This is a genomic window from Mangrovitalea sediminis, assembly GCF_002514725.1.
GTDB classification, from domain to species: Bacteria; Pseudomonadota; Gammaproteobacteria; order Pseudomonadales; family Oleiphilaceae; genus Mangrovitalea; species Mangrovitalea sediminis.
The window spans coordinates 323239-344629 of the sequence record NZ_NTLB01000001.1 but is presented as its reverse complement, the minus strand read 5'-3'; the positions used below and the strand labels follow the sequence as shown (position 1 = coordinate 344629).

Here is a 21391-nt window from a genome sequence, read left to right as displayed (position 1 = left end):
TTCGCGGTCCGCAAAGGCTCATGTTATCGAGTCTTGGGCGCAGGACATTATGTGTAAATAGGTCGACTGAATAACGAGGTTATCATGGCACGAGTTACGGTTGAAGATTGTCTGGATATGGTGGATAACCGTTTCCAACTGGTCATGGTGGCTTCGCGCCGCGCACGTCAGATAGCCAACCGGGGCCGCGATCCGATGGTGCCGGAGGAGAACGACAAGCCGACGGTTATTGCGCTGCGGGAGATCGCTCTCGGCAAGATCGATAAAAGTATTCTCGACGAGGACGATGAGGGCTGACAGGGCCTTTTGTCACACGTCGCAAAGGCGCCCCGGTCTCTGATCGCGGCGCTTTTTTTGTGGGCCGGATTCTTAAGGCCTTCGCCTGCAGGTAGTCGCTTCTGCTCAGGTATTACCACTTATGGCTATTACCCTTATAGCCTCCTTGAATTTGCCGCCACCGCTTTTATAGTGAACCCTGTATAGTATTGAAATTGGGTGGTTGCGCCCGGTCACAAGATGACGAGTGTGCGCAGGAAGCACCCTCCAGAGGTGGATACGTGTCGACGATAGAAGCGCTAGCCGAACGCCTGCATGACTATATGGATGATGCTCGCATCAACCAGGTGCGTCGTGCCTATTTCTATGCCGAACAGGCCCATGAAGGGCAGTTTCGGCGCAGCGGCGAGCCCTATGTCACCCATCCGCTGGCTGTAGCCACGATTCTGGCAGACCTCCACCTCGACCATCAAAGCCTGATGGCGGCGATGCTGCACGATGTCATCGAAGACACCGGTATTCCAAAGGAGGCACTGAACGAGCAGTTCGGTGAGGCTGTGGCGGAATTGGTTGACGGCGTCAGCAAGCTGACCCAGATCGAATTCCGTACCCGGGCAGAAGCGCAGGCCGAGAATTTCCAGAAAATGACGTTGGCGATGGCGCGGGATATCCGCGTCATCCTGGTGAAACTGGCCGACCGCCTGCACAACATGCGTACGTTGGGGCCGCTGAACTATGAGAAGCGCCACCGTATTGCGACTGAAACTCTCGATATCTACGCGCCCATTGCCAATCGGTTGGGGATGCACAGCCTTTGCGTGGAATTGGAGGATCTGGGATTCAGTGCCCTCTATCCCATGCGTTCGCGTTATATCCGCAAAGCGGTTGAGACGCTGCGGGGTAGCCATCGCGAGATCATCGAGGAAATCCAGGGGCGCCTGGAAGAGCGACTGGCGGAGCGTGGCTTGCCGGGGCGGATCCTGGGGCGGGAAAAGCACCTGAACTCCATCTACAACAAGATGAAGTTCAAGCACAAACCCTTCCATGAAATTATGGATGTCTATGCGTTCCGTATCATCACGGACAGCGTCGATGACTGTTATCGAATCCTTGGTGCCGTACACAGCATTTACAAGCCGTTGCCCGGTCGTTTCAAGGACTACATCGCCATGCCCAAGGCGAATGGCTATCAGTCCCTGCATACCACGCTGTTCGGGATGCACGTGAATATCGAGATCCAGATCCGCACTGAGGAGATGGAGCAGATCGCCAATAACGGGATCGCGGCGCATTGGCTGTATAAGAGTGAGGATTCAAGTGTCAGTCAGGCCAATCAGCAGCGCGTCGATCGCTGGGTGCGCGGTTTGATGGAAATGCGCGAGCGGGCGGACGACTCGCTGGAGTTTATCGAGCACGTCAAGGTCGACCTGTTTCCCGACGAGATCTATGTGTTTACGCCGCGAGGCAAGATTCTTGAAATGCCGGCCGGTGCGACGCCGGTGGACTTTGCCTACGCCATTCACACGGACATTGGTAATGCCTGTGTCGCCTGTCGTGTCAATCGCAATCTTGCGTCGCTGAGTGTCCCGTTACAAAGCGGTCAGACGGTCGAGATCATTACCGCGCCCGGTGCCCGCCCCAATCCGGCCTGGCTCAATTTTGTCATGACCGGTAAAGCCAAGAGCAGTATTCGCCACTACCTCAAGCATCAGCGACGGACAGAATCGGTCGAACTGGGCCGTACACTGCTGAAAAAGTCCCTCAATGGTTTCAGCATCAAGCTTTCCGACGTCAGCCCGGAGCGGATTCAGCGTGTCATCAGTCATAACCAGGTGTCGACGTTCGACGACCTGCTGGCTGAAATCGGTCTGGGAAGCCGGATGGCCTACATCGTGGCCCGCCAACTGTTGCCCGGCGACACGGATGTGGCGGCTAGCGACAATACTCTGGAGTTCGGCAAGGGCGCCGAGGCGGGGACTGTGACGATTCATGGCTCCGAGGGGCTATTGTTGCGGTTTGCGACCTGTTGCAAACCGATCCCGGGCGATCCCATCGTCGGCCTGATGGATTCAGGCACCGGTATGGTGATTCACTCAGAAAGCTGCGACAAGATCCGCCTGCATCCGGACGACAACCACCGCCTCGTGCATCTGAGCTGGGCCAAGGACATTACCAGTGAGTTCTCGGTGGAACTCCGTGTCGAACTGGAGCGTCAGCGTGGTGTCATCGCGGAGCTGGCCAACGCGGTAACGCTGGCGGACGGCAACATCGAGCGTATCGGTGTCGAGGAGCAGGACGCCCATCTCAGCAGCATCAGTCTGGTTGTTCAGGTCCAGGGGCGTAAACACCTGGCGCGAGTCATGCGCCGCATCCGCAATATTCGCGCTGTCACCAATATTTCCCGCGTTCGTCATTGACTGGGGCGTCGCTTCCCGGCGACTATCGACCTTTTAGCCCGGATCGATTGAATCCGCACCTATTCAGAAAAGACAGGAGCCTGCGTGGCGCTATGACCAACAAGTCCGTTATCCAGACTGAAAAAGCCCCCAAAGCGATCGGTACCTATTCACAGGCCGTCAAGGCAGGAGATACCGTTTACCTGTCCGGTCAGATTCCCCTGGTGCCGGCCACCATGGAAATGGTCGCAGGGGATTTCGCGGCCAACGTGCGTCAGGTCTTCGACAACCTGAGCGCTGTCTGCGAAGCCTCTGGCGGGACCTTGCAGGATATCGTCAAGCTCAATATCTACCTGACGGACATGGCCAACTTCGCCACGGTCAATGAAGTGATGGCGACCTACTTCCAGTCCCCGTATCCGGCCCGTGCTGCGATCGGTGTTGCGGCACTGCCCAAAGGTGCCGAGGTGGAGATGGACGCCATTATGGTCCTGAGTTAAACGGGATCGGATTGGAGCGGCACTTGCGGGGATGGCGCTGCGGCGAGAGTCCCCGAATCGATGATGGCGCCGTATCCTTCGCGGTAGGTCGGGTAGAGGAAATGGTAGCCGCTGGCTTTCAGGCGGGCGTTGTTGCAGCGCTTGCTGCCGGCGCGACGTGCACCGTCCCCGGCGCCTGGCTGCTCGGCAGCGCAGTCGGCATGTGACCGTATCCAGGTGATGATGTCGCTCAGGCGGCAAGGTTCGTCGTCGCTTCCGATATAGCAGTCTGCCAGCTCCACACCCTCCCAGTTGGTCATCACCAGATGGTGCAGGATGCCCGCACAGTCTTCTTCATGGATACGGTTGGTAAAGGGGCTGTCGGCGCGAGGTGCCAGACGGCCCTCCTGTACCATGCGCAGAAAGCGGGTCCGGTCCGGTCCGTAGATACCGGAGAAGCGGATGCTGGTGCCAGCGATCGGACTCTGCTTGAGACGCTGCTCTGCCTCCAGCAGCCGCTGGCCGCTAAACCGGGCCGGTTCCGTCGGACTCTCCTCGTCGATCCACTCATCGTCATTCTGATGGTAGACTCCAGTGCTGGAGATAAAAAAAACGCGGCGCGGCGGGGTGGGCCGGGATTCCAGTAGGGTCAACAGGTTGTCCAGGCCGTCGATGTAGGCGCGCTTGTAGCCGGCGTCGTCCATCTGCGACGGTGTGACGCAGTAGATCGCGAAATCCAGGGCGTCGGGTAGGACGGCCGCCAGCGATGTCCTGTCCCCCAGGTCTGCCTGCAAAGGATGGATAGGCGCAGGGATGAGATCTGCATGACGACGCAGCCCCCAGACGTCTGCGAACGCACTGAGACGCCGGGCAATGGCCGTGCCCAGCGCGCCACAGCCGGCGAGCAGTATGCGAGGGCTTTGCGTTGCGCTCATGGGGTCCTGTCCTTATGCTTTTACCGCAGTTCATACGATGCCCAGAGTTGGGCCTCACCGGTGGGAGAATACCATGACGCTGACCGAGCTCCGTTATATCGTCACCCTGGCGCAGGAGAAACATTTCGGCCGTGCCGCCGAGCGCTGTCACGTCAGCCAGCCGACGCTCAGCGTCGCGGTTAAAAAGCTTGAGGACGAATTGGGCGTTGCCTTGTTCGAGCGCAGCAAGAGCCATATCCGTGTGACGGAAACCGGACTGCGTATTATCGAGCAGTCGCAGCGGGTGCTCGATCAGGTGGGGGTTATTCGCGATCTTGCCCAGGACGGCAAAAATCAGCTGAATTCACCGCTGCGCGTGGGCGCCATCTACACCATCGGTCCTTACCTTTTTCCGCATCTGTTGCCGGAACTGCGCCGTGCCGCACCAGAGATGCCATTGTTCATCGAGGAAGGTTATACCGCTGTGCTGCGTGAGCGACTGAGGCATTCGGAGCTGGATGCCATCATTATCGCGTTGCCCTTCGACGAGCCCGAAGTCGTCACCTTGCCGCTTTATGATGAACCCTTCGTGGTGCTGCTGCCGGGCGGTCACCCGCTTACCAAATTCGACCATATCCGCAGCGAGCAGCTGTTGCAGGACCAGCTCCTGATGCTGGGGCCGGGGCATTGTTTCCGTGATCAGGTCCTGGAATCCTGTCCCGCGTTGCTCAACACCCTTAACGTCAAGGGGAACGAACAACCCCGCAGCGGCGCGCTGATCACGGAAGGCAGTTCCCTGGAGACCATCCGTCACATGGTGGCCTCTGGACTGGGCATCACGGTATTGCCCATGTCGGCGGCCAACGCGGTGCAGTATCGGGAACATTTGCTGGAGGTCCGGCCGTTCGTGGCGCCGGTTCCCTACCGGACGGTGGCACTTGCGTGGCGGGTCACTTTTCCCCGGCCAAAGGCGATCGATGTTCTTTCCCTGGCGGCCAATCAGTGCCGCCTGATGGAAACGGTGGGCAGCGACAGCGCTAAAGCGCTGGCGTCCGCCGCTTCAGCCTGATTCCGCCTGGCCGGATTACCGATGGCTGCACTGGATGATCTCGAAGTCGGTGTGCTGCGTGGTGTGGGTGCCGCGCTGGCGCAGCGTTTGGCGCATCTCGATATCCATACGCTGCAGGATCTGTTATTTCATCTTCCCCACCGCTATGAGGATCGTTCGCGCATTCTGCCGATCGGCTCACTGCGTATTGGCGATAGCGGTGTCGTGGAAGGGGAGGTCGCCGCCTCGGATATCGTCATGGGGCGTCGCCGCAGCCTGCAGGTGACATTGCGTGATCAGAGCGGTTTTCTGGTCCTGCGCTTCTTCCATTTCAACGCCGCCCAGAAGAAACAGCTCGAACCGGGAAAGCGCGTTCGCTGTTATGGTGAAGTGCGTCCAGGCCGCGCCGGTTTTGAGATGTACCATCCTGAATATCAGGTGGACCCCGAAGCCTTGCGCCCGGGCGAGACCGAGACGCTGACGCCCGTGTACCCTGTCACCGAGGGTATCCAACAGACCCGGATCAGAATGCTCTGTCGCCAGGCGCTGGAATATCTGGATCGTTATCCGATTCGGGAATGGTTGCCCGATGATTGGCTGGCGGATTTCCAGTTGCCGGAAATCAATCGGGCGGTGCGCCTGATCCATGCCCCGCCGGTCAATGCCGACCCCGTACGCCTGATGGAGGGAAGGCATCCAGCACAGCAGCGGCTGATTATGGAGGAGCTGCTGGCGCACCACCTGAGCCTGCTTCGTCTACGTCGGCAAATCCAGCTGCGGCGGGCTTTACCGCTCGGTCTGTCCGGCGAGCTGGTGGAGCCGTTTCTCGATCAGTTGCCGTTTCAACTGACAAGGGCTCAGCAACGTGTATCGGAGGATATCCGTCAGGACCTGTCCCGCTCCCGCCCCATGCTGCGTCTGGTACAGGGCGATGTCGGGTCAGGAAAGACCGTGGTTGCCGCGCTGGCGGCGCTGCAATGCGTAACGGCGGGTGCCCAGGTGGCGTTGATGGCGCCGACGGAGATCCTTGCCGAGCAGCACTACCAGAGTTTCTGCCAGTGGCTGGAACCACTCGGAATACGGGTGACCTGGCTTTCCGGGCGGACCAAGGGAAAGGCTCGCGAGGCGGCGTTGGCGCAGGTTGCAGGCGATGCCCAGGTCGTCATCGGCACGCACGCGCTGTTCCAGGACGATGTTCGTTTCCGCCGCCTGGGTCTGGCCATCATCGATGAGCAGCATCGGTTTGGGGTTCATCAGCGGCTGGCGCTGCGGGATAAGGGAGAAGCCGGGGCCGTGCCGCACCAGCTGATCATGACGGCAACCCCGATTCCCCGGACCCTGGCCATGAGTGCCTACGCGGACCTGGATACCTCTGTTATCGACGAACTTCCACCGGGACGCCAACCAATCGAGACCATCGCTGTTTCCGACAGTCGTCGCGAGGAAGTGATCGAACGGGTTCGTCGGGCCTGTCGCGAAGGCCGGCAGGCTTACTGGGTCTGTACGTTGATCGAAGAGTCCGAGGCGCTGCAATGCCAGGCGGCGGAAGTGACCGCGTCCCAGTTATCGGAATGGCTGCCTGACCTCAAGGTCGGTCTGGTCCACGGGCGCCTGAAACCGGCGGAAAAAGCTGCAGTGATGGAGGGCTTCAAGAACGGTGTTCTGGATCTGCTGGTTGCCACCACTGTGATTGAGGTGGGGGTCGACGTGCCCAATGCCTCCCTGATCATCATCGAGAACCCGGAGCGGTTGGGGCTTGCCCAGCTTCACCAGTTACGGGGGCGAGTGGGTCGCGGCCATACCGCGAGTTTTTGTGTGCTGCTGTATCACCCGCCACTTTCGGAGAATGGGCGGGCTCGGCTGCAGGTTTTGCGGGATAGTCAGGACGGCTTTGTCATCGCGGAAAAGGACCTCGAGATTCGCGGCCCCGGCGAGGTATTGGGAACCCGCCAAACAGGAATGCTGCAGTTTCGTCTCGCTGATTTTGAGCGCGATAAGGGATGGATCGAGGTCATACGCGAGCGGGCGCCTTCACTGATGGACGATGAGCCGCGCACAGAAGCCTTGGTCCGGCGATGGCTGGGGCAGCGGTTGCGTTACGGGGAAGTGTAAGCCTAAGTGTAAGGGTTTAGCGACCCGGGTTTTGATAAGATACGCGCAGTAACCTATCCGGCAGAGGGTCTTTTACAATCGGAGAGCGTGTTTCGAAGGGCGCGCCAATCGGTCGGGTACGGCACTAATATAAAGGGCAGGCCAGATGAGCAGTGGGTAACTGTCGACTATCGAGTGTTTTTCTGGGGGATTTATGAGTGTACCTGGCGCATTAATGCAGGTGTTTGGCGCTTTGTCGCCGCCGGTCGAGCCGCGCGTGTTTGACGCCGCAAAAAAGCCTCTGGAGACCATCCTGAAGATGGTCGTGCTGGCCGACGACCAAGGGCGGCAACAGGTTGTTTTTCCTGCAGCGCACCTGCTCGACATTGATCGTTTGAACAAGTTGCAGGCTAGGGAGTTGAGGGCCTTGCCGCGGAGTGATGTCCAGCAGTTGCTGACACGCTTCCAGATGCTTCAGCTTCCTGCAGTGCCGAGTCTTACGGGGCTGCCGACGATCTTGGATAGCGATATCGACCTCGGGGGGAACGACCTGCTGATCGAATCCGGTTATCCCGACCAATGGCTGTCGATATCGGTAAAGGATTTTCTCCGGTTGGCGCCGGACGCCCGCAGTTTCCAGGTGTCTGTGCCCTTGTCCCGGGTCGAAGTGAACGATTCGGAACCGGATCGCGACCAGGAGCAATTCGAGGAAGCGCTGCGTCGTTTTACCAAGCTGCGGATCAAGCAGCGTCTGGAAGATACGCTGGAGCTGCCGCCGCTGCCGGAAACCGCTCAGAAGATCATTCACCTGCGGGTTAACCCGAACGCCGGTGTCGGCGATCTGGCCGATATCGTCGAGAGCGATCCCAGCCTGGCGGCGCAGGTGGTGAGTTGGGCGTCGTCTTCGTTTTATGCGGCGCCGGGGCGCGTACGTTCGGTGAACGATGCCATCGTCCGTGTGCTGGGATTCGATCTGGTCATGAACCTGGCTATGGGGTTGGCCTTGGGGCGAACCCTGAAACAGCCCCAGGATGCACCGGAAGGCTTGATGGACTATTGGCCTCAGGCGATCTGGATGGCGCAGTCGGCAGGTATCCTGACAGGGCTGATGCCGCGTGACCGGCGACCGGCGTTTGGTCTCAGCTACCTCGCGGGCCTGCTGCACAACTTCGGCTACCTGGTGCTCGCTCACGTGTTCCCGCCATACTTCTCGTTGATCTGCCGTTATGTCGAGGCGAACCAGCATATCGACACGAAATATGTCGAACACTTCCTGCTGGGGATCACCCGGGAGCAAATCGGCAGCCAGCTGATGGATGTCTGGGCAATGCCCGAGGAGGTGGTGGTGGCGCTGCGTCATCAGAAAAACCCGGCCTATGAGGGGCCGCACGCGGTTTATGCGAAAATCCTCCTGCTGGCCCGTCAGTTGTTGACGGATCGTGGTGTGGCATTGGGACCGCGACAAGCTGTCGATGACACGTTGATGGCCAGCCTCGGGTTGGATGAGGCCAAAGTGGCCGAAGCCTTCGACGAGCTGGTGGGAAATAGCGCTGATATCTCCACTATGGCGGGCATGATGGCTGGTTGAATTCGATTTTGGCATAAAAACGTGACTAAAAAGCCCCGACCGGCATAAACCGGCGGGGCTTTTTCATACCTGTAGATAATCTCTCGATAGATTTGTTACTAAATGTTTCTTTTTGTAAATATTTTGAGGATTCTATTGCTGAATTTGTCCGGGTTTTCATTCAGTTGTGAAAAATTGAAAGATTGACGCCTGCTTCACGCTCCAAATGTGACGTGGGCGGTTCTTTCTTCATGCGCTAATTTTAAATCAGGGACTGATTGATGAGGGGGCAAGGTCCCAGGGCGTAATGAGTTTCAGGTCAATCCGACCTTCGATGCGACGACAGGCCATCGTCAAACAGGGAATGTTTCTGCAACTGCAACAAGCGGGTGAGCTTGCCAGCCTTCGGGCTGGCTTTTTTTGTGTACGATCATCGCCGGCGTGGCGACCGGCACCCTGGCAGGTGCCGGTCAGTGTTCAGGAGGCGATGGCGCCGGTGCGGGATCGGTCTTCTGCCAATGCGGCTTTTACCCGTGTGACGGTTACCGGTTGCCCATTGAGCACGGAGGTTCCGCAAAGGGTGTCCACCTGATCATCCCGCAGGACATCATTGATGCTGACTCCCGGATGTGTGGCCGCTGTACCGAGGCGGATACCTTCCCGTTGATGTCCCCATCCGTGAGGCACGCTGACGACGCCGGGCATGATGTTGGCGGTGATTTCCAGCGGAAGCTGAATCCGCCCAACGGGTGTTGCAGCCTCAACCGTATCGCCTTCCTTGATCCCCAGGCGTTTAGCGTCGTCGGGGTGCATCATCAGTGTGCAGCGAGGCTTACCCTTGACCAGCCGCTGGCTGTTATGGAGCCATGAATTGTTGCTGCGGACGTGACGCCGGCCGATCAGCAGCAGGCTGTCCGGATCCGGCATTCCCTCCTGTAATGCCTCATAGAGCCGGTGGAGGTCTTCCAGATAACGCCGCGGGGCAAGTTGAATCCGCCGGTCACGGGTATTGAGTCTTTCCGGTAGCGAGGGTTTCAGCGGCCCAAGATCCAGGCCCTGAGGATTATCCTTGAGCATCGCCAGGGAAAGGCCCTTGGGCAGGTCCTGCCATCGTCGGTCCAGGGGGCTGGTGCGTAAAAGAGTCGATAACCAATGCCTGGCAGGCAGGACATCGATCAGCATGTCGACCAGCGGCTGCGTTAGCGACCTGAACTTTTCCGCAGTAACCCCATAGGGGCCGGTGCGCAGGGCGAGGTCGAGCAGCCAGTCCGGGTTTACCCGCTTGAAGGCCCGCCACCCCAAATCTCCCCGGAAACTGAGACCGCGTTTTTGGGCCAGTTTGTGTCCCAGCTCCAACAGTATCTGCCAGTCGGAGCGCTGATCGGGCTTCGGGGCAAACAGGGCCTCGGCATACTTTGCAACGTTTCGGATGGCGAACGCGTTGAAGATCAGATCGTAGTGACTGCGTTCCAGCGGACCTACCGGTGGCAGAATGACGTCTGCATGCCGGGTGGTTTCGTTCAGGTAGAAATCGATGCTGACCATGAAATCCAACTGCTCGAAAGCCGTGTCCAGGCGGGTGCCGTTCGGGCTGGACAGAACGGGGTTGCCTGCCACGGTGACAAAGGCCCGGATCTGGCCATCGCCGGGGGTCAGGATTTCGTCGGCCATGGTGCTGGCGGGGAATTCTCCGCCGAACTCGGGCAATTGGCGAACCCGGCTGTAACGACGGCCAATATGGCCCTTTTCGCTGCTGCCTAGGGCGACCATGTCGATGGCGGGTTGAGTGAACAGTACGCCACCGGTGCGGTCGAGTTTTCCTGTCAGGATGTTCAGGAGGTAGACCAACCAGGTTGCGAGACCGCCGAACGCCTGTGTGCTGGTGCCAATACGGCTGTAGATGAAGGCGCGGGGCGTGTTTGCCAGACGCCGGGCCAGGCCACGAATGGTGTCGGCAGAGAGGCCAGTGTTCGTCGCCACCTTCTCCGGCTCGAAAGGCATCACCGCGAGGCGGACGAGGTCGAGGTCCTGGCACCAATTGGCCGTGTGGCCCGCATCGATACGGTCTTCCTCAAACAGGGTGTGCAACATACCCAACAACAGGAAGGCATCGGTGCCGGGGCGGATGAAATGGAATTCGTCGGCGAGGGCTGCGGTTTCGGTGCGCCGGGGGTCGATGACGATCAGTTGGCCATCCCGCTCGCGGAGGGCCTTCAGGCGGCCGCGGACGTTGGGGACGGACATCAGGCTACCATTCGAGGCCATCGGATTGGCGCCGATACAGATCATCAGGTCTGTATGGTCGAGGTCCGGAATCGGGAACAGGAATTGGTGACCGAACATCTCCAGATTGGCCAGCATATGCGGCAATTGGTCGTTGGAGGTGGCGGAGAAACGGTTCTGGGTGCCGAGTGCGCGCAGAAACGGCAGCATGGCCATCATGGCCCCGTGGTTGTGCACATTGGGGTTGCCCAGATAGACGCCGACCGCGTTGCGGCCATGGTTTTCGCGGATTTTGTGCAGTCGGTCTGCGACCAGCTCGAAAGCTTCGTCCCAACCAATCGGTTGCCAGCCGTCGGCCGTCTTGCGGATGGGCTGCCGAAGGCGGTCAGGGTCTTCGTGAAGGTCTTTCAGTGCGACTGCCTTGGGGCAGATATGGCCCTGACTGAACGGGTCCTGGTCGTCTCCCTTGATGGACTCGATCACGCCGTCTTGAACATTGACGACGACGCCACACATGGCTTCACACAGGTGACAGGTACGACGATGAACGGTGGTTTCTGGCATTCCCTGATCCTCGTTATTGTTCTGGGCTCAGGTTAGCAGGTGGTGCTGCCGGACTCCACGCTTGAGCTTGTCCTTATCCGGTATTCTGCCCCCGGGGTTGTGCGGCTGGCTCAATGGGTACCGTTGTCAGACTGAACAGCTTCTGGACACTCCCGGCGAGCAGGGAGCGCAGCGTGAGCGCATCCACGGGTGGCGGCAGGACCAGATAGTCCGCCGGCAACTCCCGGCCATGGGGTGGGCTGTCGCCGACAATCACCACTTGCATGTCAGTATGCTGGGCCTTCAGCCAGGCGAAGAAGCGGCGAATATCGATACCTGGCAGAGATCTGTGCATGAAGAGAATGTGCGGCTTCAGTCGGTTGGCGTGCAGGATCGCTTCAAGGCCGTCTCGGCTGTGTAGCGACTTGACCGGCATGGGGGATTCTGCGTTGAGCAGTGCCTTGGTGCGTGCGGCACTTTTCAGGTCGGCATCGACGATCAAAACCCGCAATTCATAGAAAACCGCCTGGTTGCGGCCATGCTCCTTGGCGTAATACAGAGCCGTGTCGGCCCGCTTGAGTGCGGCCTGAATGGATTCCGTGCTGGCCGCTGGCGTGGCGGGTGCTGAGGCGGGCAGGTGTTCCGACAGACCGATGCTGACGGTGAGGGGAATCACCTCGGATTCGGTGGAAACCGGCGCTTCCTCCATCACTCGCACCAGCCGCTTAATCAGCCGCTCTACCAAGGGGCGCGGGCCTGGAATATAGGCGACGAACTCTTCGCCGCCGAAACGGCCCAGGGGAATTGCTTCGCCGAACAGGCTGCGGGCGCGTTGGGCAAAAACCTGGAGGGCACGGTCGCCAGCCTCGTGGCCGTAGGTGTCGTTGACCTTTTTGAAGTGATCGAGGTCGCACAGCGCGATCCAACCGGTGGTGTCCGTGGCTTCCGCTGTGAGCTGGCGGACTTCTTCCATGAAAGCCCGCCGGTTTTTCAGTCCCGTTAGGGGGTCGTGATTGGCCAGGAAACGGAAATGGCGCGCCTGATCGCGTAGTGAGGCCATCTGTTCGCGGGTCCTGATCATATGCGACAGGTCCTGGACGAAGACGCCGTAGCCTTGGCGCTCGTTGTCGATCCGGACCGGTTCCATGACCAGGTGGGCGCTGAATTCCGTGCCGTCCTTGCGCAAAGCGGTCAGGTTGCGGTTAAGGCCGCGCCGGCTTTGGTGGGCCTCCTTCAATAGTGCGTCGCCGTTACGCAGGAACCGTGAGATATGGGCGCCGACGGCTTCGTTTGCCGTGGCCTGGAAGGTGGCTCGTGCGCCGGAATTCCAGGTGCGGATGATACCGTCGCGGTTGACCAGGAATATGGCGAAGAAGCGCACCGAATTCACCACGGTGTTGAGGTAGCTGTCGGTCCGGGCCAGTTCCTTTTCACGTAAATCCCGTTGCCGCTCCATGGCAGTACCGTAGATCAGCAGCCGGCTGATGGTCAGCAATATCGCCATAATGCCAAGCGCCAGCAGGATGCGCTGGGGTGGTGTCATGAAATCGGTTCCGGGTTGCGAGGGCGCAGCGGACAGAAAGCGAGTGCCGGCCATGGCAGTGTAATGCATGGCGCAGATGGCAGAGGCCAGTGTTGCGGCACTGACCCAGCGCCAGCGCCCCTGGCGGCGATGAAACACCAGACCGAGAGTGATGGCTGACATACCGGCGACGATAGCCAGCGCCACCGTGGCCCAGAAATAGTTAGGTAGATAGACGGTGCGGGCTTCGACGGAGAGTGACAGCATGCCCAGCAGGTGCATGACCAGAAAGCATAGTCCGATGAGTCCTCCGCACAGGATTCCCACGGGGCCGGTCACCCAGACGGAGGCATTCTGACGCTGTCGCCAACGAGCCATGAGATGTAATGGGGCCACGAGCAGGACAATCGGCGCCGCGAGAGAGGCTAACGTCAGCAAAATGTCATGGCCAACGGGCAGGTCGAGTTCGAAGGCCAGCAGCGCGGTAAATTGCATGGACCAGGCGGTGCCACCCAGGATGATGGCTGCACTCAGTGCCCAAAAAGGTTTGTGCCGGTGGAACTCATGGGTGCTGAACAACTGCATTGCCATTTTAAGGAAGGCGCGAGCGCCGAACAGTGCAATGGCAAACGACAGGATCACCAGGAGGGGGACGTAATGGGACAGCCGGGAGGCGCCGGGGTGCTGCGCAAGGATAATGCCGAGATGAGACAATAATGGCTCCATGATCTTCACCCGTCCTGGCAAGGTTGACTCGTCCTTGTCCAGTTATACCGCGGTTACCATCAATGGGCTGTACTGCTTGTGTAATCCATTGTCGATAAATGTATTTATGAAAAAACGGTCACAAAATGCCGGCCCCGAAGGGCCGGCCAAGATGGCGTGAGTCCAGGATGAAACGCCTTTACGGCTTGATGGGGTTGGAAATGTAGTTGAGGTCGGCACCACCGGTTGGGATGTTCAGGTAGATATCGCTCTTCAACAGGTTGGCCGACGAGGTACTGGAGCTTCCGAATATCAGTGAGCCGATGCTGTTGAGGAAGTTGGTGATGTCGCTGATGGTCTGGTTACTCTGCAGCGGCCAGAGCGCGACATCGATCGGTACCGCCGAGGTATTGAGCTGCCCGATCTCCATGCGGCCATCCGGCAGGAACACGATGGGACCGTCCAAGTTCAGCTGCACCGGATAGCTGTATTGGTTGTTGGTCGATTCGAAGGGCGCCACCAGATTGGGGGCATCCAGGTAGGCATCGACGGTGGTCTTGAACCTGGGGCCCTGGGCTGTCGAGTAGATCCAGCCATCGATCAGCTGATTACGTTGCCCGTTGCTGTCCTTCTGGTAACGCAGTCTCATCACCATGGGGCCGGTGGGCGTTTTCGACTGGATCAGCGAGGCGACGGTGCTGTACACATCGATCGAAGACGTCATCAAGAGTGTGGGATGCAGCTTGACCTGAACTGCATTTTGCGCGGCGTTGTAACCTACCACCTCTGTGTTCAGGGCTCCGGTCAGGAACACATACTGATTCGCCGGACAATTGCCATTTTGACAACCGACGTTGGCGGCAGTGACGGCGCCACCGACGCCCGTGACGAGCAACTGCGTGGAGTTGTCCAGGTTTGTCGTGGGGCTGGCGGATGTCGGCCCCGGTTCGCCGGCCTCGTAATCGAAGTTGGCGTTGACGTCGGCTGTCGGCAGATTCTTCAGCGGATTGAAGACATTGGTGTCGGCGGCTTCGCCCCGGAAATCGATTTCCATATCCGGGCCGCCGCTGGTTGCGCTGTAGCCTTCCAGCAAGGCGGTCTGCAACGGCAGGTTCTGGGTCGAACAGATGGCGTCGTTGCCGCCGCAGGCGGGGCCGCTGGAGACCGATCCCAGAACGTAGCGGTACAGTTGGTCCTTGGTCCAGGGGTCTTTCGGCGTGAACGTGACCTTGCGTGTGTCGATGGTCAACTGCCCGGGAACGGTTGCCACGCAGTTGCCATTAGTGTCGATCTGCTCCACTCGGAAGGTTGCACTGGTATCGCTGCAACTGGTGCCGAGTCGGATTGAGCCGGCTTTCATGTCTTGTGAAAACGTCACGATGATGGGCCGGTTGGCAGGTTGCCTGGCGACGGGAATGATGTCGTCGAGCGTGTTGGCGGCCGGTGCGGTAGAGGCTGAGTAGTTTTCCGTGCCGTTCCTGCCATAGTGATCGCTGGGATCGTTGTTGACGCCGCCGAGGCAGCGACCTTCCAGGTTGTTGGCGAGGTCTCGGCTCACGGTGGTAACGGCACAGGGATAGCCGGGCTCCAGCGAGGTGACGATGGGCGAGCGGTCATTCCCCGTGACATAGGTGGGCAGGGAGAACGGCAGGTTATAGGTCTTGTCCAGCGGGTTGCCGGCGAGGTCGGTGACTTGGGTCGACACTTGCACCGTATAGTTTTTGCCGAACTGCAGCCCGCCTTGGGGGTGAATGACCAGGGTGCCGCCATCGAGGGTCTTGGTGAAGGTGGCCGGTGTGCCGTCTGCGAGCAGCGTCACGGCGCCGGAGGCATCAAGACTGGCGCGAGATAACGGTTCGCTGAAGTTAAGGATGATCGGGTCGCCGGGGCGTGCCATGTTGCTGTGGTCGCCGGGCTCCCAGGACTGCAGCGTCGGCAGCGAGGTGTCGGCCACCGCCGCGGGCGGGTTGGTCTGATCCTTATAGCCGGCCATGTGGAACGAGATGGTGCCGTAGGCGTTTTCCAGCCCCAGGACCTTGGGTTGAACGACACCGACGGCGTCGATCACCATGGCGCCATCCTTGACGATCGAGGTGCCGACCAGCTCTACATGCATCAGGTCCTGGCTCAATCCGCCGTTGGCCTTGGCATTGGCCGTCGTCATGGCGATGTCCATGTACAGGTAGACCGTGCGCGGTGCATCGGGACTGCTACTGTAGTGGTTGCGCGTCAGGTAACCGTTGGCGTCTGAGATGAAACGTACGCTGATGGCGCCGGTATCGAAGCCGGCAGGCACCTGGCCATTGATCTTGACTGTCACGCTGGAGCCGTTGAGCAGGGTGCCTTTGCTGATCCTCAACGGCGTATCGTTTGGATAGTGGGGCACGAAGGCCAGTTCTGCCCGAATGTCGCCGGTTTGTTGCGAGCGGGAGTTGTTTCCCAATAGCACGGCGTTGATCGGCACCGTATTGATCGGGTCTCCGGTCAGAGGGGAGATGATGCTGCCGCTTTGCGAGTCGGCAGCCTGTTGCACCATGACCGTGGTGGGGCTCGAGTTCTGCGGTGTCAGTATCAGACTGTCGAAATTGCCGGGAATCAGCGCGTCGCCAAGCGTGCTTTTCACCGCGTTGCTGAGGGATAAAGTGTATTTCGTTCCGGCGGTCAGGTCCTTGTTCGGATCGATGGTCAGGTAAGGCCCATGGGCGATCACGGTGGCATCGACCAGTTGCCCGCTGGCGTCCGTCAGGCTGACATCGGTGCCGTAGTTGACGGTGGTGCTGTCCAGTGGCTGCGTGAATTGCAGCCGCAGGGTGGAAAAGTCCATCAGCGGCTGGCTGCTGCCGTCGGGAATCATGCGGGCAACGGTGAAGGGGCCTTCAGACACCTCTGACGCCGGTCCACTTGTGGCCGCACGGGTATCGAACTGTACGCCGCCGGTGGGCATCAGCGCGCTGCCTGATGCCGTCGTCAGGGTGCTCGCAGTAACCGTGTAATGGGTATGTGGGGGCAGCTCGCTGTCGGGCGTCAGAATCAGTGTCTTGTTGTTGTTGACCGCCTTGCGACTGAAGCTGACGGTGTTGCCCTTGCTGTCCTTGATGACGAAAGTGCCGGCGGGAATAGTGCTGGGAACGGCTTCCGAGAACTCCAGCACGATGGGTGCGTGACGCGGCACCTCGTGCTGTAGATTGTCAGGATAGGAGTAGATCAGCTGCGCACTGTTCCAGTCGAAGGACGAAGACTGGTCACCGCCACAGCCGGCGATCAGCGATGTCAGCAACAGCATCGCTATCGTGGAAATTCGAACCGGGATGAAGAGTCGCATTGGGCGGATCCTCCTCAAAATTTCAGGGTAACCGAGCCGGCAAAGACGTTGACGCTGCCTTTGGCCGTTACGGTTTCATAGGGGTTGGTCGGCGCGCTGCTGTACGTCATCTGGAAATCGCGGGACTGGAGGAAATGGTGCTGGTAGCCGAAGTCCAGGCGCAGGGGGTAGGCGAGGATACCGGTGTGCTCGAACTCGGCGCTGAAACCCAGTCCCACAACCCATTCGTTGTTGTCGAAGTAGTTCACATCCAGGGTTTGGCTGCTTTCCAGTGGTGATTTCTGGTAGGCCACGCCAGTGATCACGTGAAAGTCGGGGCCAAGGTTGAATTCCAGACCGGCGCGGGGGATCAGTATGTCCTTGAACTTGGCGTTGGCCTGATCCTTGATCGTGTCGCTCTTCAGTTCGTCGGTCAGTTGCGACCAGCGCTGTTGTTCCAGGGCCACGCCGGCGCGGAACAGTTCACCCTGATATTGGATGGCGGCTTCAAGAACGTCAGGCTGGTACGAGTCGAGGGTCGACACGTTCAGCGTGAGGCCCGGGGCCGGAATGGTGCCGGGAATGGTGGTGTTGGCCGTCACTGACGTGCGGGTGTTCGAATGCTCCCGGAATACAAACGCCGTCTGCCAGCCGCTGGCCCAACATTGTTGTTTGGGGCACAACGTATCGCCCCAATCCACCGTCAGCCCGAAGATCGGTCGGATCGAGGGCTTGGCGTTGACTTGTAGTTGTTCATATTGGGTATTGCCTGCCAAGTCGGTCTGGGCGACCAGGTTGGCTTCGGCGTGCAGCGTGATCCGCGCGGAGAAACCAGCATCGATACCGCGCCAGAGTGGGGTGGCTCCCCCCAGGTTGAGGAACAGCGGCTGACGGCCGTATTTGAGATATTGGCCGGTCTTCGAGGTGGTCGAATCGAACGCGAGCATCTCGCGCCCATATTTCTCGACGCCGGCGACAAACCCCAGGTAAACCGGATGATGGAACTTGGTGAGCGACGTCAGGTTGGTTTTCATGCCGATCAGTACATGCTGACTGGGCGCATCCTGCAGGACATCGCCTTTGCGTACCGGCGCGTTCGGTCCACCATCGCTGATGGCCTTGAGCGTGTGATTGGCCTGGAGAAGCCCCATTGTAAGTTCGCCGCGGTCATCCCTGGCGAGATAGGAGGGGTTGTAATACGTAGCCGATACCTGGCTATCGAACATCGACAGCGCCTGGGCCGAGGCGATATCCACAGGAAGGACACCGTAGCTCGTGCCGATGTTGCCCATACTTGCCAGGGCGGGGAAGGACAGGCATACGCCGGAAAGAGCCAGCGAATAACGTATCTTCAGGGCAGATGAAAGCATCAACCGTACTCCATTCTTATTTGATAATGGGTCGCGCTCGCCAGCATCCGACAGGCGCGGTGCTACGATTCGGCTATAGGGGGGTGACACCATAGGGAGGGGACTGTCAGCACAGGTGTAGGCCCTGTACTCACAACGGCGTCGTTTTTTCTCTTCTTCTTAGCGGTCCATCGTCACGCTCTTAGGCTGCGATAGGACTCGTGTTGCTCACATTTAGGTATTCAGGCAGATACCTGCGAGCAGATTATTTCGTTATCACGGTTTAAGACTAGTCAAAAGAGGTCAATCTCGACTTGGCTGAATTGACATTGGAGAAGGTCAATTTGGCAAAAAGCGGCTATTTGATTTGGAACTGTGATCGACTTCGCGCCGAGCCGAAGCCAGTTATTGGGGTTCATCGCCCCGACGGAAAGGCAGCAGGCCTTCTGCGGCCTGGCGGTAGGACTCGACTTCCGGGGTTTCTTCCTCCAGGAAACGATCAATGGCGGCTCTAAAGTCCGGGTGGGCAATCCAGTGCAGGGATTGGGTCAGTATCGGGCGAAATCCTCGCTGTATCTTGTGCTCTCCCTGGGCGCCGGCGTCAAACCGGGAGAGGCCGCTGCGTATGCAGTAATCGATACCCTGGTAGTAGCAGGTTTCGAAATGCAGATGATTGTACTCTTCGAGACAGCCCCAGTAGCGTCCGAACAGGGTGTCCCGGTTTTTCAGGAAGAGCGCACCGGCAACGTAGCGGTTGTCCTTGAGGGCCATGACCAGCAGCAGCTGTTCCGGCATGCGTTCGCGCAGCAGGCGGAAGAATTCCTGGTTCAGGTAGGGGGGCTGTCCGCGCTTGAAATAGGTGGCGCAGTAAAAGTCGTAAAAGGCGTCCAGCACGGTGTCGTCGATGTCCGCTCCTTCGAATGTCTGGAAGCGGATGTCCTGCTCGTCGACGCTGCGCCGTTCACGGCGAATGCATTTGCGCTTGCGGGCCGTCATGCCACCCAGGAAATCGTCAAAATCCCGGAAGCCTTCGTTATGCCAATGGAACTGACAACCCAGGCGTATGGAAAAACCGGCGTCGCGTAAGGCGTCAAAAGAGGCCTGGTCAGGGAACAGAATGTGCCAGGAGGACAGGCCTGTCTCCAGGGCCTTGTCTTGCAAAGCGTCGGCGATGAGGCGGCCTATGTCGGCGGCGTTGTAGCCGGGCCGGATGATCAGGCGTGGTCCGGTCGACGGGGTGAAAGGCACCGCAGTCAGCAGTTTCGGATAGTAGGGGACGCCGTAGCGGTCATAAGCGTCGGCCCAGCCCCAATCGAAGACGTACTCGCCCCGTGAGTGGGTTTTCAGATAGGTGGGTGCCAGGGCGACGAGGTCGCTGTCGCTATTGCGCAGGAGAAGGTGATGCGGCGTCCAGCCGGTTTGAGGGCTGACGCAGCGGCTCTCCTCCAGGGACAGCAGAAATTCATGGCGGACGAAGGGGTTATCTGTTCCTGCCAGCGCATTCCAGTCATCGGCATCGATGCGTGCCAGGCTGTCCAGCCACTCAAGGGTTAATGATGACATGGGCCGATGTTTTCACTCACTATGTCGTGACGCCTTCGCGGTGTTGTAACGCTTTCACGTGGTCGAGGCTTCGTTTAAGGTTGAGAACGAAATCGCTGAAACGATCTATCCGCCATTCTGGTGTTGATCATACGCACATAACAGGGAGACAGTTTATGGGTATTCAGATCCTGGGCATCTGCGGCAGCCTGCGCAAGGCTTCATTCAATCGAATGGCTCTCAACGTTGTCATTGAAGAAGGCCAGAAGCAGGGGCATGCCATTGAAACTGCCGCTATCGATGAGATTCCACTGTACGATGCCGATTTGCAAGCCTCGGGCTTTCCTGAGGCTGTGGTCCGCCTTGGTGAGCAGGTTGCCGATGCCGATGCGGTGATTTTCGTTTCTCCGGAATACAACTATTCCGTTCCGGGCGTGCTAAAGAACGCCATTGACTGGATTTCCCGCCTGCCCAACCAGCCCTTCGCCGGCAAACCGGTTGCGATTATGGGGGCGTCCATGGGAGGGATTGGCACGGCGCGCATGCAATACCACCTGCGCCAGATCCTGGTGTTCCTGGATGCCAGGCCGCTGAATAAGCCGGAAATCATGATTGGTGCCGCACACGAGAAATTCGATAACGAGGGGCGCCTCAACGACGACAAGACCCGGGAAATGATTGGCAAGCTGCTCGATAGCCTGAATGACTGGACCGCCCAGTTGCAGCCGCGCTGAGGCGGCTGAACCGGTTATGACCGAGGCTAAATCCTTACTGGTCATTGCACATGCGCCGTCGCCGAATACGCAGGAAATGTTGGCGGCGGTGCTGCGAGGTGCGGGGCATCCCGACATCGAAGCGGTGGATGTGCGTTACCTTGCGCCTCTGGCGGCTGGCCCAGAGGATGTGCTCGGGGCCAGCGCGCTGATTCTCGGCACGACCGAAAATCTCGGATACATGAGTGGCGCGTTGAAGGACTTTTTCGATCGTTGTTACTACCCATGCCTGGAGCGAACCCAGGGCTTGCCTTATGCGCTCTATATCCGGGCCGGCCATGACGGTACCGGAACACGCCGAGCGGTAGAGTCGATCGTGACGGGGTTGCGCTGGAAGGCGGTGCAGGAACCCCTGTTGTGCCGCGGTGATTTCAAACCGGCATTTTTGGAACAATGCGAAGTGCTGGGGATGTCGGTGGCGGCAGGCCTGGACGCTGGTATTTATTGATTGAGGCGATTTTCGTCCTTTCGGAATTCGTTTTTTTGATCTACTCCTAAGAAGGAGGGTGGTGTCGTTCCGGAAGGCTACCTTCTGCGCCTCCTTAATGATGGAGCGGGTTAATGATGGAACGGGATGAAATGGAGCTGAATCTCCTCCCATGATCAGGACGGTCGACTATCCAACAACGGCATCGTGTAGGGCAAATGAAGGGTAAGCGTCG

14 protein-coding genes are annotated in these 21391 nt (G+C 59.1%); 8 read left to right on the top strand and 6 right to left on the bottom strand.

The genetic code is table 11. The features are described 5' to 3' along the window. Window positions 1-84: 84 nt before the first annotated feature. The 3 genes from rpoZ to CLR77_RS01630 all read left to right on the top strand — a co-directional run bounded on the left by rpoZ (window position 85) and on the right by CLR77_RS01630 (window position 3172). Entirely contained in the window at window positions 85-297 is a 213-nt protein-coding gene (gene rpoZ / locus CLR77_RS01640; protein ID WP_097458844.1) for a DNA-directed RNA polymerase subunit omega, read from the top strand. Between the two features lie 260 nt (window positions 298-557). Beyond that, window positions 558-2693 (top strand): bifunctional GTP diphosphokinase/guanosine-3',5'-bis pyrophosphate 3'-pyrophosphohydrolase, encoded by a 2136-nt coding sequence (gene spoT / locus CLR77_RS01635; RefSeq protein WP_143269346.1) that lies wholly within the window; start codon window positions 558-560, stop codon window positions 2691-2693. 92 nt (window positions 2694-2785) lie between these two features. Beyond that, on the top strand, window positions 2786-3172 hold the full coding sequence (locus tag CLR77_RS01630) for a RidA family protein (protein WP_097458843.1): 387 nt from the start codon (window positions 2786-2788) through the stop codon (window positions 3170-3172). Here the strand turns inward: CLR77_RS01630 and CLR77_RS01625 are convergent. Continuing rightward, window positions 3169-4086 (bottom strand): NAD-dependent epimerase/dehydratase family protein, encoded by a 918-nt coding sequence (locus tag CLR77_RS01625; protein ID WP_097458842.1) that lies wholly within the window; start codon window positions 4084-4086, stop codon window positions 3169-3171. The genes CLR77_RS01630 and CLR77_RS01625 overlap by 4 nt on opposite strands. Before the next feature lie 73 nt (window positions 4087-4159). Here CLR77_RS01625 and CLR77_RS01620 point away from each other — a divergent pair, with 73 nt between their 5' ends. The 3 genes from CLR77_RS01620 to CLR77_RS01610 all read left to right on the top strand — a co-directional run bounded on the left by CLR77_RS01620 (window position 4160) and on the right by CLR77_RS01610 (window position 8792). Then, window positions 4160-5134: a hydrogen peroxide-inducible genes activator gene (locus tag CLR77_RS01620; RefSeq protein ID WP_097458841.1), complete on the top strand. Its 975-nt coding sequence runs from the start codon at window positions 4160-4162 to the stop codon at window positions 5132-5134. A 21-nt stretch (window positions 5135-5155) separates the two neighbouring features. Then, entirely contained in the window at window positions 5156-7225 is a 2070-nt protein-coding gene (recG, locus tag CLR77_RS01615) for an ATP-dependent DNA helicase RecG (RefSeq protein WP_097458840.1), read from the top strand. Between the two features lie 193 nt (window positions 7226-7418). Further along, on the top strand, window positions 7419-8792 hold the full coding sequence (locus CLR77_RS01610) for an HDOD domain-containing protein (protein WP_227519766.1): 1374 nt from the start codon (window positions 7419-7421) through the stop codon (window positions 8790-8792). A 456-nt stretch (window positions 8793-9248) separates the two neighbouring features. Here CLR77_RS01610 and CLR77_RS01605 read toward each other — a convergent pair whose 3' ends face one another. The 5 genes from CLR77_RS01605 to CLR77_RS01585 form a co-directional block, all read right to left on the bottom strand. Next, window positions 9249-11558, bottom strand: coding sequence for a molybdopterin oxidoreductase family protein (locus tag CLR77_RS01605; RefSeq protein WP_097458839.1), 2310 nt, complete (start codon window positions 11556-11558; stop codon window positions 9249-9251). Window positions 11559-11631: 73 nt separating this feature from the next. Further along, window positions 11632-13785 (bottom strand): diguanylate cyclase domain-containing protein, encoded by a 2154-nt coding sequence (locus tag CLR77_RS01600; RefSeq protein ID WP_097458838.1) that lies wholly within the window; start codon window positions 13783-13785, stop codon window positions 11632-11634. A 178-nt stretch (window positions 13786-13963) separates the two neighbouring features. After that, window positions 13964-17086: an Ig-like domain-containing protein gene (locus CLR77_RS01595; RefSeq protein WP_097458837.1), complete on the bottom strand. Its 3123-nt coding sequence runs from the start codon at window positions 17084-17086 to the stop codon at window positions 13964-13966. 14 nt (window positions 17087-17100) lie between these two features. Beyond that, window positions 17101-18435: an OmpP1/FadL family transporter gene (locus tag CLR77_RS01590; protein WP_097458836.1), complete on the bottom strand. Its 1335-nt coding sequence runs from the start codon at window positions 18433-18435 to the stop codon at window positions 17101-17103. Between the two features lie 384 nt (window positions 18436-18819). Further along, window positions 18820-19977, bottom strand: a complete 1158-nt coding sequence (locus tag CLR77_RS01585; RefSeq protein ID WP_097458835.1) for a GNAT family N-acetyltransferase — start codon at window positions 19975-19977, stop codon at window positions 18820-18822. Between the two features lie 155 nt (window positions 19978-20132). Between CLR77_RS01585 and CLR77_RS01580 the strand changes: the two genes are divergently transcribed. Then, window positions 20133-20690: an NADPH-dependent FMN reductase gene (locus tag CLR77_RS01580; RefSeq protein ID WP_097458834.1), complete on the top strand. Its 558-nt coding sequence runs from the start codon at window positions 20133-20135 to the stop codon at window positions 20688-20690. 16 nt (window positions 20691-20706) lie between these two features. Next, window positions 20707-21177, top strand: a complete 471-nt coding sequence (locus CLR77_RS01575; protein WP_097458833.1) for a flavodoxin family protein — start codon at window positions 20707-20709, stop codon at window positions 21175-21177. Window positions 21178-21391 lie beyond the last annotated feature (214 nt).